Below are 13978 nucleotides of genomic sequence, written 5' to 3' on the forward strand. Positions count from 1 at the left end.
TTGCCCCACAATTTCCCACTGAAAGGAGTTTACGGAGCTGAGGAAAAGCTTGTCAAGCCAGTCACAAGGCATACCGAGGTAAAAAACCCGATGTTTACGGCTAATATCAGCGTTGTTTATTTTACGTCCAACGTGCGAAGCAAATTAACGTTATGAATAGCTGTAAGAAAAAATCCCTCATCGTCATCACTGTTTTAAAATGACTCACTATTTTCCACAGCAAATATAAAGTGTCAGTTTGCGACGCGAGCGGCATTTTAGGACATATCTTCCCCGGTTAACAGTCCTTGTTACGTCTGTGTGGCGCTTGATGCCAGCGGGTTTGCGCAAAAGCAAAGAAAAGTGTTTGTTAAATCGGCAATTCATCGCCGCATGTAACAAAATAATGCAAAAACGCGCTGTCGATATCACTTAATTATTGTGAATTTCAGCTGGTGAGTTAATTAACGGGCGGGTTTAAAAGCATTTATCAATAATAGTCAGGAATAGTCTTATTTACTTTAAGCATATTGATGTCCAGTCCCGTACTCTACGCGCCAGAGGGAAATTCACCTGGCGCGTATTTTTGTTCGCGGCTTAGCTACGGCTGAGCACGCCGCGGCGATAGAGATTACGTTTAATGCGCGTTAAACCAGGTTTTGGCTTACGCGGTTCGTCCAGGCTTGCCAGGACAATCTCCAGCACACGCTCTGCGACATCGCGGTGACGTTGAGCCACTGCCAGCACCGGACACTGTAAGAAGTCGAGCAGTTCGTTATCGCCAAAGGTGGCAATTGCCAGGTCAGAAGGCAGTTTGCCGTCGCGACGCAGCGTGACATCCATCACTCCTTGCAACAACGCAAACGACGTTGTGAACAGCGCCTGCGGCATCGGATGCGTTTCCAGCCATTTTTCGAATAACTGGGCAGCCGCCTCCCGCTCATAGCTGTTGGCATACAGGAAATGCACTTCGCGCGGATCATCTTTCCAGGCAGTACGGAAACCTTGTTCACGCAGGAAGCTGACAGAAAGCTCCGGTAGCGCACCAAGATAAAGCACCGTCTCGGCGGGAAACTTACGTAACTCTTCCGCCAGCATTTCGGCATCATCCTGATCGGCACCAACCACGCTGGTGAAGTGTTCACGATCGAGGGCGCGGTCCAGCGCGACAATCGGGAACGGGTCGTTAGCCCAGCGTTGATAAAAAGGATGCTCAGGAGGCAACGACGTCGAAACAATAATGGCATCAACCTGACGCTGTAAAAGGTGCTCAATGCACCGCATTTCGTTGTCTGGCTGATCTTCTGAGCAGGCAATCAGCAGTTGATAACCCCGTTGCCGCGCCTGGCGTTCAAGATAGTTAGCGATGCGGGTATAGCTGGTGTTCTCCAGATCGGGGATCACAAGACCAATAGAACGTGTGCGTCCAGCACGAAGCCCAGCTGCCACGGCGTTCGGGTGGTAATTGTGCTCACGCACCACAGCCATGACTTTTTCAACGGTTTTGTCGCTCACACGGTATTGCTTCGCTTTGCCGTTAATAACATAGCTTGCAGTGGTCCGCGACACTCCCGCCAGCCGAGCGATTTCATCCAGTTTCACAATTGCCCCTTGCGTAAAATGTAAAAACCATAGCCATTGTACTGGTATGGGTTAAATTCATTAACATCTAAGCGCAGAAAATTAACTGCGGCAACTGCTTTTATTCCAGGTTCCCACTGATTTCGCAAAAAAAGCCCAACGTGACATGTTGGGCTGTAAATTGCGCATTGAGATCATTCTCAACGCATTATTTTATCGCCGCGCGAAAGTCCGACCACACCAGAGCGAGCAACCTCCACAATTTTCGCCACATCGCGAATCGATGCTAAAAATGCATCAAGCTTACCGCTGGTGCCTGCTAATTGAACGGTATAAAGCGAGGGTGTGACATCGATAATTTGCCCACGGAATATTTCCGTATTACGTTTCACTTCGTCACGCCCGTAACCGCTGGCCTGAATTTTCACCAGCATGATTTCCCGCTCAACATGCGCGCCCTGCCCCAACTCACTCACGCGCAAGACATCGACCAGCTTGTGTAATTGCTTTTCGATCTGCTCAAGTACTTTTTCATCGCCCACGGTCTGGATGGTCATACGCGATAATGTCGGATCGTCGGTTGGCGCAACGGTCAGGCTTTCAATGTTGTAGCCACGCTGGGAAAAAAGGCCAATCACGCGGGATAACGCGCCTGATTCATTTTCGAGTAAGACTGATAATATCCGGCGCATAATCAGGTTCTCTCCGTTTTGCTTAACCACATTTCATCCATTCCGCCCCCGCGAATCTGCATCGGGTAGACGTGCTCGCTGCCATCGACGGTAACATCAACAAACACCAGGCGATTATTGCGCACCTGTTCCAGCGCCTCGCTAAGTTTGCTTTCCAGCTCATGCGGATGAGAAATCTGGATCCCGACATGCCCATAGGCTTCCGCCAGACGGACGAAATCGGGTAGCGATTGCATATAAGATTGTGAATGACGGCCGGAATAGATCATGTCTTGCCACTGCTTCACCATCCCCAGATAGCGGTTATTGAGATTCACCACCAGTACGGGCAACTCGTATTGCAACGCGGTAGACAGTTCCTGGATGTTCATCTGAATACTGCCGTCGCCAGTGACGCAAACCACGGTTTCTTCTGGCAACGCCATTTTGACGCCCAGTGCCGCAGGTAAACCAAAACCCATCGTGCCGAGGCCACCGGAATTGATCCAGCGACGCGGTTTGTCGAATGGATAATAAAGTGCAGCAAACATCTGGTGCTGCCCGACATCGGACGTCACGTAAGCGTCTCCCTTCGTCAACCGCCAAAGAGTCTCGATCACCGCCTGCGGTTTAATCTTTTCACTGTGAGTGTCATATTTCAGGCACTGACGAGCGCGCCACTGTTCAATTTGCTGCCACCAGTCGCGGATCTCATCCAGTGGTTGATGGGCGGATTCTTGCGACAAGAGTTCAAGCATTTGTTCGAGGACCTGGCGAGCATCCCCTACAATCGGGATATCAGCAGTCACGGTTTTAGAAATGGAAGTAGGATCAATATCGATATGCAGAACAGTGGCATTTGGGCAGTACTTTGCCAGATTGTTCGTCGTTCGGTCATCAAATCGTACCCCGACGGCGAAAATCACATCCGCGTTATGCATCGTCATATTGGCTTCGTAGGTACCGTGCATTCCCAGCATGCCCAGTGCCTGACGATGCGTTGCCGGAAACGCCCCCAGCCCCATCAATGAGGAAACAACGGGCAGATTCAACGCCTCCACCATTTCTTTCAACTGCTGATGGCAGCCCGCCGTGATTGCCCCACCACCTACGTAGACAACCGGTTTTTTTGCCGCCACCAGCGTTTGCAGAGCACGCTTAATTTGCCCTTTATGTCCGGTAGTAGTGGGATTGTAAGAACGCATACTGACCGACTCCGGCCAGACATAGGGTAATTTGTTCGCCGGATTAAGAATATCTTTCGGTAAATCAACGACTACTGGTCCTGGGCGACCACTTGCCGCCAGCCAGAAAGCCTTTTTCAGCACCTGCGGAATGTCTTCCGTTTGCTTAACCAGAAAACTGTGTTTAACCACCGGTCGCGAAATCCCCACCATGTCGCACTCCTGAAAGGCATCGTAACCTATCAACGAGGTCGCTACCTGCCCGGAAAGGACAACTAATGGAATGGAATCCATATAAGCGGTGGCGATGCCAGTAATCGCATTGGTCGCCCCTGGACCCGACGTTACCAGCACGACGCCGACTTCCCCGGTCGCGCGCGCCAGGCCATCGGCCATATGCACCGCCGCCTGCTCATGACGAACTAATACATGATCAATACCACCCACGGTATGCAATGCATCATAAATATCAAGGACTGCGCCTCCGGGATAACCGAATACTTGTTTAACGCCCTGATCGATAAGCGATCGGACGACCATCTCGGCTCCAGACAACATCTCCATGGCCTGCCTCACTGTTTGACGGAAAAAATGTGTAAAACACATTAACCGTCCGATCTTGCTTAAGCAATTGGCAGCCAGAGACATAAACACGGGGTAATAAGAATAAACAGGAGGAAAGGTGAAAAGAAACGATAAAATCCTCCATTACAGAGGATTAAATTGATAATAAATCGGCTGAATCCCACAACTTACAGCAATTTCTCTATTTTTTTAATTAATCCTAAAATAGAGAGCCCACACATTCAGAATAAAATTCTACATTCAATAAAAAATGCAGAATAAACCAGACATTCATGTCTGACCTATTCTGCAATCAGTTAGCGTTTGCAAATTGAGACTAATTGCTCTTCCATCCACTGATGGCCTTTATCGCGCCCGGCAGCTTCATGCCAGGAGAGATAACAGGTTCTGCTGTTTTGTTTTAACGGCAGCGGTAATACCTGTAATTCTAAGGATTCAGCGAACTCTTCAGCCAGCCAACGCGGCGCAATAGCGACCAAATGCGTTTGCGACACCACGCTAAGTACGCTCATCATTGCCATGCCCTGATACGCGATACTGGCTTGCTTATCTACCGTGTCATACCAAGGTTGACTAAATGACGCGAAACGATCGAGCGAAACCGCCGCATGTTGTTCGTTATAAACATCATGTTTCAGTAACGGGCCCTTAATTGTTGGATGATTTTTGCTGGCTACCAGCACCATTTCATCTTTAAATAATGGTACGCTGGTAAATTCAGGACGATGGAAGTCTTCATAACTAATCACAAACTCCGTTTCCTGATAACGCAGCTGATGTTCAGTGTTCTGATTTAATGAAGACTTGAACATAACATGTATATTTGGCGCAATCTGCTCAATGTGATTATAAATCTGCGAGGTCAGAATGCTGTCTAACGGGCTGCAAACACAAAGATGAAATACACGTTCACTGCTCGCGGGTTCAAAACCTGAACCAGGCAATTCATTTTGTACTAGTTGCAATGCCTGACGAACTGAACCAAAAAGTTGAAATGCGCGAGCAGTCGGTTGAATACCACGGCCATAACGAACAAAAAGCTCGTCATTAAACATCACCTTCAGGCGTGCAACAGCGTTACTGACCGCAGGTTGCGACATACCCAGAACATGAGCGGCACGGGTAATGTTTTGCTCCTGCATCACGGCATCGAAAACGGTTAATAAGTTGAGATCGACCATGCGTAGCTGTGGCTTGCTTAACTCCGCCGTCTCTGAATGATCTGTTTGTACCTCTGGCATACTTAACTCCACTGTCACACTTAACTCCCTTTCCCTTATTGGAATGCAGAGAAATAATCCTGAAGAATATGATTTATCATGCATATAAAATAAGAAAAAGCAAAATGAGTAAAATTCGGAAAACATAAAGATACGGGTTCTGATAAAAACAGAATCCATTGCCGTGGAATGAGTCATTTACCACAGTATAATAATCCATAATGTTTTTGTTGCGAAAACAATCTAATCATAACTACCGCGAATACTCAATCATCTACAAAATGGATTAAATGTGCTTATTTAATAATTAATTTATATATTTAATGCATTAATTCTTAACATTAATTGATCAATAATATTCACCAAATCAATATCAAAAAAAATCGCAAAACATATAATTCAATACAAATCATCAGGATAGGTTTTGCAACGCGTGCATTTTGTCCCCTTTTTCCTCGTTGATTAGATGCAAAAATTTATGCTGAAATATGTCAACCGATGAAAAGCGTCGGTAGTTAAGCAGAAATTAATATCGCTTACTTTAACCACCGCAGCACAATTAGCTAATTTTACGGATGCAGAACTCACGCTGGCGGGACGTTTTTATTGCGTCAGGGTTGACATCCGTTTTTGTATCCAGTAACTCTAAAAGCATATCGCATTCATCTGGAGCTGATTTAATGACTCATATCGTTCGCTTTATCGGTCTACTACTACTAAACGCATCTTCTTTGCGCGGTAGACGAGTGAGCGGCATCCAGCATTAAGCCAGCACGCAGTCAAACAAAAAACCCGCGCCATTGCGCGGGTTTTTTTATGCCCGAAGCGAGGCGCTCTAAAAGAGACAAGGACCCAAACCATGAGCCAGCAAGTCATTATTTTCGATACCACATTGCGCGACGGTGAACAGGCGTTACAGGCAAGCTTGAGTGTGAAAGAAAAACTGCAAATTGCGCTGGCCCTTGAGCGTATGGGTGTTGACGTGATGGAAGTCGGTTTCCCCGTTTCTTCGCCGGGTGATTTTGAATCAGTGCAAACCATCGCTCGCCAGGTTAAAAACAGCCGCGTATGCGCGTTAGCTCGCTGCGTGGAGAAAGATATCGACGTGGCGGCCGAATCCCTGAAAGTCGCCGAAGCCTTCCGTATTCATACCTTTATTGCCACTTCGCCAATGCACATCGCCACCAAGCTGCGCAGCACGCTGGATGAAGTGATCGAACGCGCTATCTATATGGTGAAACGCGCCCGTAATTACACCGATGATGTTGAATTTTCTTGCGAAGATGCCGGGCGTACACCCATTGCCGATCTGGCGCGAGTGGTCGAAGCGGCGATTAATGCCGGTGCCACCACCATCAACATTCCGGACACCGTGGGCTACACCATGCCGTTTGAGTTCGCCGGAATCATCAGCGGCCTGTATGAACGCGTACCTAACATCGACAAAGCCATTATTTCCGTACATACCCACGACGATTTAGGCCTGGCGGTCGGCAACTCACTGGCGGCGGTACATGCCGGTGCACGCCAGGTGGAAGGCGCAATGAACGGGATCGGCGAGCGTGCCGGAAACTGTTCCCTAGAAGAAGTCATCATGGCGATCAAAGTTCGTAAGGATATTCTCAACGTCCACACCGCCATTAATCACCAGGAGATATGGCGCACCAGCCAGTTAGTTAGCCAGATTTGTAATATGCCGATCCCGGCAAACAAAGCCATTGTTGGCAGCGGCGCATTCGCACACTCCTCCGGTATCCACCAGGATGGCGTGCTGAAAAACCGCGAAAACTACGAAATCATGACACCAGAATCTATTGGTCTGAACCAAATCCAGCTGAATCTGACCTCTCGTTCGGGGCGTGCGGCGGTGAAACATCGCATGGATGAGATGGGGTATAAAGAAAGTGAATATAATTTAGACAATTTGTACGATGCTTTCCTGAAGCTGGCGGACAAAAAAGGTCAGGTGTTTGATTACGATCTGGAGGCGCTGGCCTTCATCGGTAAGCAGCAAGAAGAGCCGGAGCATTTCCGTCTGGATTACTTCAGCGTGCAGTCTGGCTCTAACGATATCGCCACCGCCGCCGTCAAACTGGCCTGTGGCGAAGAAGTCAAAGCAGAAGCCGCCAACGGTAACGGTCCGGTCGATGCCGTCTATCAGGCAATTAACCGCATCACTGAATATAACGTCGAACTGGTGAAATACAGCCTGACCGCCAAAGGCCACGGTAAAGATGCGCTGGGTCAGGTGGATATCGTCGCTAACTACAACGGTCGCCGCTTCCACGGCGTCGGCCTGGCTACCGATATTGTCGAGTCATCTGCCAAAGCCATGGTGCACGTTCTGAACAATATCTGGCGTGCCGCAGAAGTCGAAAAAGAGTTGCAACGCAAAGCTCAACACAACGAAAACAACAAGGAAACCGTGTGATGTCGAAGAATTACCATATTGCCGTATTGCCGGGGGACGGTATTGGTCCGGAAGTGATGACCCAGGCGCTGAAAGTGCTGGATGCCGTGCGCAACCGCTTTGCGATGCGCATCACCACCAGCCATTACGATGTAGGCGGCGCAGCCATTGATAACCACGGGCAACCACTGCCGCCTGCGACGGTTGAAGGTTGTGAGCAAGCCGATGCCGTGCTGTTTGGCTCGGTAGGCGGCCCGAAGTGGGAACATTTACCACCAGACCAGCAACCAGAACGCGGCGCGCTGCTGCCTCTGCGTAAGCACTTCAAATTATTCAGCAACCTGCGCCCGGCAAAACTGTATCAGGGGCTGGAAGCATTCTGTCCGCTGCGTGCAGACATTGCCGCAAACGGCTTCGACATCCTGTGTGTGCGCGAACTGACCGGCGGCATCTATTTCGGTCAGCCAAAAGGCCGCGAAGGTAGCGGACAATATGAAAAAGCCTTTGATACCGAGGTGTATCACCGTTTTGAGATCGAACGTATCGCCCGCATCGCGTTTGAATCTGCTCGCAAGCGTCGCCACAAAGTGACGTCGATCGATAAAGCCAACGTGCTGCAATCCTCTATTTTATGGCGGGAGATCGTTAACGAGATCGCCACGGAATACCCGGATGTCGAACTGGCGCATATGTACATCGACAACGCCACCATGCAGCTGATTAAAGATCCATCACAGTTTGACGTTCTGCTGTGCTCCAACCTGTTTGGCGACATTCTGTCTGACGAGTGCGCAATGATCACTGGCTCGATGGGGATGTTGCCTTCCGCCAGCCTGAACGAGCAAGGTTTTGGACTGTATGAACCGGCGGGCGGCTCGGCACCAGATATCGCAGGCAAAAACATCGCCAACCCGATTGCACAAATCCTTTCGCTGGCACTGCTGCTGCGTTACAGCCTGGATGCCGATGATGCGGCTTGCGCCATTGAACGCGCCATTAACCGCGCATTAGAAGAAGGCATTCGCACCGGGGATTTAGCCCGTGGCGCTGCCGCCGTTAGTACCGATGAAATGGGCGATATCATTGCCCGCTATGTAGCAGAAGGGGTGTAATCATGGCTAAGACGTTATACGAAAAATTGTTCGACGCTCACGTTGTGTACGAAGCCGAAAACGAAACCCCACTGTTATATATCGACCGCCACCTGGTGCATGAAGTGACCTCACCGCAGGCGTTCGATGGTCTGCGCGCCCACGGTCGCCCGGTACGTCAGCCGGGCAAAACCTTCGCTACCATGGATCACAACGTCTCTACCCAGACCAAAGACATTAATGCCTGCGGTGAAATGGCGCGTATCCAGATGCAGGAACTGATCAAAAACTGCAAAGAATTTGGCGTCGAACTGTATGACCTGAATCACCCGTATCAGGGGATCGTCCACGTAATGGGGCCGGAACAGGGCGTCACCTTGCCGGGGATGACCATTGTCTGCGGCGACTCGCATACCGCCACCCACGGCGCGTTTGGCGCACTGGCCTTTGGTATCGGCACTTCCGAAGTTGAACACGTACTGGCAACGCAAACCCTGAAACAGGGCCGCGCAAAAACCATGAAAATTGAAGTCCAGGGCAAAGCCGCGCCGGGCATTACCGCAAAAGATATCGTGCTGGCAATTATCGGTAAAACCGGTAGCGCAGGCGGCACCGGGCATGTGGTGGAGTTTTGCGGCGAAGCAATCCGTGATTTAAGCATGGAAGGTCGTATGACCCTGTGCAATATGGCAATCGAAATGGGCGCAAAAGCCGGTCTGGTTGCACCGGACGAAACCACCTTTAACTATGTCAAAGGCCGTTTGCATGCGCCGAAAGGCAAAGATTTCGACGACGCCGTTGCCTACTGGAAAACCCTGCAAACCGACGAAGGCGCAACTTTCGATACCGTTGTCACTCTGCAAGCAGAAGAAATTTCACCGCAGGTCACCTGGGGCACCAATCCCGGCCAGGTGATTTCCGTGAACGACAATATTCCCGATCCGGCTTCGTTTGCCGATCCGGTTGAACGCGCGTCGGCAGAAAAAGCGCTGGCCTATATGGGGCTGAAACCGGGTATTCCGCTGACCGAAGTGGCTATCGACAAAGTGTTTATCGGTTCCTGTACCAACTCGCGCATTGAAGATTTACGCGCGGCAGCGGAGATCGCCAAAGGGCGAAAAGTCGCGCCAGGCGTGCAGGCACTGGTGGTTCCCGGCTCTGGCCCGGTAAAAGCCCAGGCGGAAGCGGAAGGTCTGGATAAAATCTTTATTGAAGCCGGTTTTGAATGGCGCTTGCCTGGCTGCTCAATGTGTCTGGCGATGAACAACGACCGTCTGAATCCGGGCGAACGTTGTGCCTCCACCAGCAACCGTAACTTTGAAGGCCGCCAGGGGCGCGGCGGGCGCACGCATCTGGTCAGCCCGGCAATGGCTGCCGCTGCTGCTGTGACCGGACATTTCGCCGACATTCGCAACATTAAATAAGGAGCACACCATGGCAGAGAAATTTATCAAACACACAGGCCTGGTGGTTCCGCTGGATGCCGCCAATGTCGATACCGATGCAATCATCCCGAAACAGTTTTTGCAGAAAGTGACCCGTACGGGTTTTGGCGCGCATCTGTTTAACGACTGGCGTTTTCTGGATGAAAAAGGCCAACAGCCAAACCCGGACTTCGTGCTGAACTTCCCGCAGTATCAGGGCGCTTCCATTTTGCTGGCACGAGAAAACTTCGGCTGTGGCTCTTCGCGTGAGCACGCGCCCTGGGCATTGACCGACTACGGTTTTAAAGTGGTGATTGCGCCGAGTTTTGCTGACATCTTCTACGGCAATAGCTTTAACAACCAGCTGCTGCCGGTGAAATTAAGCGATGCAGAAGTGGACGAACTGTTTGCGCTGGTGAAAGCCAATCCGGGGATCCATTTCGACGTGGATCTGGAAGCGCAAGAGGTGAAAGCGGGAGAGAAAACCTATCGCTTTACCATCGATGCCTTCCGCCGCCACTGCATGATGAACGGTCTGGACAGTATTGGGCTTACCTTGCAGCACGACGACGCCATTGCCGCTTATGAAGCAAAACAACCTGCGTTTATGAATTAATCCCCTTGCCCGGTCAAATGACCGGGCTTTCCGCTATCGTCCACGTCATCAAACGTCTTTAACCTTTGCGGTTAAAAATAATGCGATAACAGAAATAACCGCAATTACCCAGTAGACAGCAAAGTGCCCCCAACTTTGTGCAATTGCTCCCTGAATAACGCCAGCCAGAATTACCCCGGTAGAAATACTGTTAGTAAATAAGGTGGTAGCTGCCCCCGCTCTTCCAGGCATTAAATCCTGAAACCATAGCATCCCAATACCCGCAACAATGCCGATAAATACAGCGTTAAAAAGTTGCAGCGTCATCAACGCCAGACGGCTATGAAATAAAATCAATCCGGTGTAAAACAGTACTCCTGCCGCCACTGCTATGACCATCATTCGCCGCTTACCATAACGTTTGACATAGTAGCCAGCCAGAATCATTGCTGGTATTTCCAGACCAGCTGCCGTCCCCATCAGGAAACCCGCCAGTTTGTCTGGCAATCCTAACTCGCTACTGATCCACAACGGCATATCAATAATGTACATGGTGTTGCAGGTCCACATTAACGTCGAGGCGACAAATAACATCCGTACGTTACTATCCTGCCAGCCACCTTGCATTGATAAAGCATTTTCCGACGGCAGTTCTACCCGCGCCACAGACGGAAGCATAAATGCAATCAATACCAGACTGAGTGTGAATATCCCGGCGGCAATCGAAAACATCACCGTAAAGCCGTAATTCAACGCCAGCATAAAGGCCAACGGTGGACCGATAACCCATGCCAGAGAAAGCTGCGCACGCATCACCGAGCTAAACATCACCACTTCTCGTGCCGAGTTATCCGCATATTCCCGCGCCAGAGCAAATAACTGTGGCATTGCCGTATTGGCCAGAGATGCCAGAAGCACACCACAGGTGATAAGCGTCAGATAATGACGATTAAATGCAAACAATAGCGCATTGCCGATAGCCATCAAACAGCAAAATATAATCAGTTTTCGCCGATCGCCCTGACTGTCAGAACGTTTTGCCAACCAGAGGCTTACGCCGATCCCAGCAATAGCATTCACCGTATAAAAGAGTCCGATCCAGAAAGGTTGCGCGCCAACCTCACGACTCAGAAATAAGCTCAATGTAGGAGCCTGTAGCGCCCCGGCCACCCCCATCATAAAAGCGACCAGCATAAATGCCGCGTAAACACCGTTCATACGGCGAGCCATCGTCATTATCCAGATCATACGTTCCCTTTTTAGCGCGGCGAGAATAAAAAAAACCAGCAGGTATAATCTGCTGGCGGGTGATTTTACACCAATACTCAGTCACACATGATGCAGGCAAGTCAACTTTCAGAATTGCGGTCATCCCACTGCATCAGTCCTTCAAGCATGGTTAATCGTTGTGGGACGCTTAACCAACGCAACCAGCACAACTTCGCTGTCGCGGTAAAATAGTGCTGATAAAACTGACGCATGGGGCACCCCCTTGCTTCATCGTTAGGAATTATTGACTTAATATAGGGAAAATAAAATTGCTGTCTTTTGCACAGGAGTTCCCCTTTTATGCCATCTGCTCGTCTGCAACAACAGTTCATCCGCCTGTGGCAATGCTGCGAGGGTAAATCGCAGGACACAACGCTCAACGAACTGGCAGCGTTATTGAGCTGCTCGCGTCGTCATATGCGCACCCTGCTCAACACCATGCAGGATCGCGGCTGGCTGACGTGGGAAGCGGAAGTCGGGCGTGGTAAACGCTCGCGTCTGACATTCCTCTATACCGGGCTGGCGCTTCAGCAACAGCGGGCGGAAGACCTGCTGGAGCAGGATCGTATCGACCAACTAGTGCAGTTGGTTGGCGACAAAGCGACTGTGCGGCAAATGCTGGTTTCTCATCTGGGCCGCAGCTTCCGCCAGGGGCGGCACATCCTGCGCGTGCTCTACTATCGTCCGTTGCGTAATCTGCTACCTGGCAGCGCATTGCGCCGTTCCGAAACCCATATTGCCCGGCAAATCTTCAGTTCGCTAACGCGCATAAATGAGGAAAATGGGGAACTGGAAGCAGACATCGCCCACCACTGGCAGCAAATATCACCGCTTCACTGGCGTTTCTTTTTGCGTCCAGGAGTCCATTTTCATCATGGTCGTGAACTGGAAATGGACGACGTGATCGCCTCTTTAAAACGAATCAATACGCTGCCGCTCTATTCGCATATTGCGGACATTGTGTCGCCGACGCCCTGGACGCTGGATATCCATCTCACGCAACCGGACCGCTGGTTACCGTTACTGCTGGGGCAAGTTCCGGCGATGATCCTGCCGCGCGAATGGGAAACCCTCAGTAACTTTGCCAGCCATCCCATCGGCACCGGTCCGTATGCGGTGATCCGCAACACCACCAATCAACTGAAAATTCAGGCATTCGATGACTTCTTCGGTTACCGGGCATTAATCGATGAAGTTAACGTCTGGGTTCTGCCGGAAATTGCCGACGAGCCAGCTGGAGGTCTGATACTAAAAGGTCCACAGGGCGAGGAAAAAGAGATTGAAAGCCGCCTGGAGGAAGGTTGCTACTATTTACTATTCGACAGCCGCACCCATCGCGGGGCGAATCAGCAAGTCAGGGACTGGGTAAGCTATGTGCTTTCTCCAACTAATCTGGTCTATTTCGCTGAGGAACAGTACCAGCAACTGTGGTTCCCGGCTTATGGACTGCTCCCCCGTTGGCACCATGCCCGCACCATAAAGAGCGAAAAACCGGCTGGTCTGGAAAGCCTCACCCTGACCTTTTATCAGGATCACAGTGAGCATCGGGTGATTGCCGGGATCATGCAGCAGATTCTGGCAAGCCACCAGGTCACGCTGGAAATCAAAGAGATCGACTACGATCAGTGGCATGAAGGAGAGATCGAGAGCGATATCTGGCTTAATAGCGCCAACTTTACGCTGCCGCTGGATTTTTCGCTGTTCGCGCACTTGTGCGAGGTGCCGCTGCTCCAACACTGTATTCCGATCGACTGGCAAGCCGACGCCGCCCGCTGGCGCAATGGCGAAATGAACCTGGCGAACTGGTGCCAGCAACTGGTCGCCAGTAAAGCAATGGTGCCGCTTATCCACCACTGGCTGATCATTCAGGGACAACGCAGTATGCGCGGCCTGCGTATGAATACCCTCGGCTGGTTCGATTTTAAATCAGCGTGGTTTGCGCCGCCGGATCCATGATTGCTGGTAGATA

14 protein-coding genes are annotated in these 13978 nt (G+C 50.6%); 7 read left to right on the forward strand and 7 right to left on the reverse strand.

Going from position 1 to position 13978, the window contains the following annotated elements; all coding sequences use genetic code 11:
* Positions 1-576 precede the first annotated feature (576 nt).
* The 4 genes from cra to ilvI all read right to left on the reverse strand — a co-directional run bounded on the left by cra (position 577) and on the right by ilvI (position 3979).
* Positions 577-1581 (reverse strand): catabolite repressor/activator, encoded by a 1005-nt coding sequence (gene cra / locus AB4H76_RS19265; protein ID WP_000762401.1) that lies wholly within the window; start codon positions 1579-1581, stop codon positions 577-579.
* Between the two features lie 81 nt (positions 1582-1662).
* The gene (locus AB4H76_RS19270; protein WP_001303787.1) at positions 1663-1749 is read right to left on the reverse strand and encodes a fruR/shl operon leader peptide; all 87 of its coding nucleotides are present in this window, start codon (positions 1747-1749) and stop codon (positions 1663-1665) included.
* An 11-nt stretch (positions 1750-1760) separates the two neighbouring features.
* Entirely contained in the window at positions 1761-2252 is a 492-nt protein-coding gene (gene ilvN, locus AB4H76_RS19275) for an acetolactate synthase small subunit (protein WP_001300383.1), read from the reverse strand.
* A 2-nt stretch (positions 2253-2254) separates the two neighbouring features.
* Positions 2255-3979 carry an acetolactate synthase 3 large subunit gene (ilvI, locus tag AB4H76_RS19280; protein WP_000425661.1) on the reverse strand — a complete coding sequence of 575 codons (1725 nt, stop codon included), beginning with the start codon at positions 3977-3979 and terminating at the stop codon, positions 2255-2257.
* A 118-nt stretch (positions 3980-4097) separates the two neighbouring features.
* On the opposite strand from ilvI, the gene AB4H76_RS19285 reads away from it, so the two are divergent.
* On the forward strand, positions 4098-4142 hold the full coding sequence (locus AB4H76_RS19285) for a protein YabR (RefSeq protein WP_120795371.1): 45 nt from the start codon (positions 4098-4100) through the stop codon (positions 4140-4142).
* A 154-nt stretch (positions 4143-4296) separates the two neighbouring features.
* Here the strand turns inward: AB4H76_RS19285 and leuO are convergent, their stop codons facing one another.
* Positions 4297-5241, reverse strand: a complete 945-nt coding sequence (gene leuO / locus AB4H76_RS19290; protein ID WP_001297362.1) for a transcriptional regulator LeuO — start codon at positions 5239-5241, stop codon at positions 4297-4299.
* Positions 5242-5900: 659 nt separating this feature from the next.
* Here leuO and leuL point away from each other — a divergent pair.
* The 5 genes from leuL to leuD all read left to right on the forward strand — a co-directional run bounded on the left by leuL (position 5901) and on the right by leuD (position 10761).
* Complete coding sequence (leuL, locus tag AB4H76_RS19295) at positions 5901-5987, forward strand: leu operon leader peptide (RefSeq protein ID WP_001300467.1); 87 nt, start codon at positions 5901-5903, stop codon at positions 5985-5987.
* Between the two features lie 92 nt (positions 5988-6079).
* Entirely contained in the window at positions 6080-7651 is a 1572-nt protein-coding gene (gene leuA / locus AB4H76_RS19300; RefSeq protein ID WP_000082850.1) for a 2-isopropylmalate synthase, read from the forward strand.
* Positions 7651-8742, forward strand: a complete 1092-nt coding sequence (gene leuB, locus AB4H76_RS19305) for a 3-isopropylmalate dehydrogenase (RefSeq protein WP_000042353.1) — start codon at positions 7651-7653, stop codon at positions 8740-8742. Before leuA ends, leuB begins: the two co-directional genes overlap by 1 nt.
* 2 nt (positions 8743-8744) lie before the next feature.
* Entirely contained in the window at positions 8745-10145 is a 1401-nt protein-coding gene (leuC, locus tag AB4H76_RS19310) for a 3-isopropylmalate dehydratase large subunit (RefSeq protein WP_001140652.1), read from the forward strand.
* 10 nt (positions 10146-10155) lie between these two features.
* On the forward strand, positions 10156-10761 hold the full coding sequence (gene leuD, locus AB4H76_RS19315) for a 3-isopropylmalate dehydratase small subunit (RefSeq protein WP_000818228.1): 606 nt from the start codon (positions 10156-10158) through the stop codon (positions 10759-10761).
* 48 nt (positions 10762-10809) lie between these two features.
* Here the strand turns inward: leuD and setA are convergent, their stop codons facing one another.
* Positions 10810-11988 (reverse strand): sugar efflux transporter SetA, encoded by a 1179-nt coding sequence (setA, locus tag AB4H76_RS19320; RefSeq protein ID WP_000637849.1) that lies wholly within the window; start codon positions 11986-11988, stop codon positions 10810-10812.
* A 101-nt stretch (positions 11989-12089) separates the two neighbouring features.
* Positions 12090-12221, reverse strand: a complete 132-nt coding sequence (sgrT, locus tag AB4H76_RS19325; RefSeq protein ID WP_001248770.1) for a glucose uptake inhibitor SgrT — start codon at positions 12219-12221, stop codon at positions 12090-12092.
* A gap of 88 nt (positions 12222-12309) precedes the next feature.
* On the opposite strand from sgrT, the gene sgrR reads away from it, so the two are divergent.
* Complete coding sequence (sgrR, locus tag AB4H76_RS19330) at positions 12310-13965, forward strand: DNA-binding transcriptional regulator SgrR (protein WP_085452775.1); 1656 nt, start codon at positions 12310-12312, stop codon at positions 13963-13965.
* The last annotated feature ends 13 nt before the right edge of the window (positions 13966-13978 follow it).

The organism is Escherichia sp. UTM R2 (assembly GCF_048593455.1).
In the GTDB taxonomy this organism is placed as follows: Bacteria; Pseudomonadota; Gammaproteobacteria; order Enterobacterales; family Enterobacteriaceae; genus Escherichia; species Escherichia coli.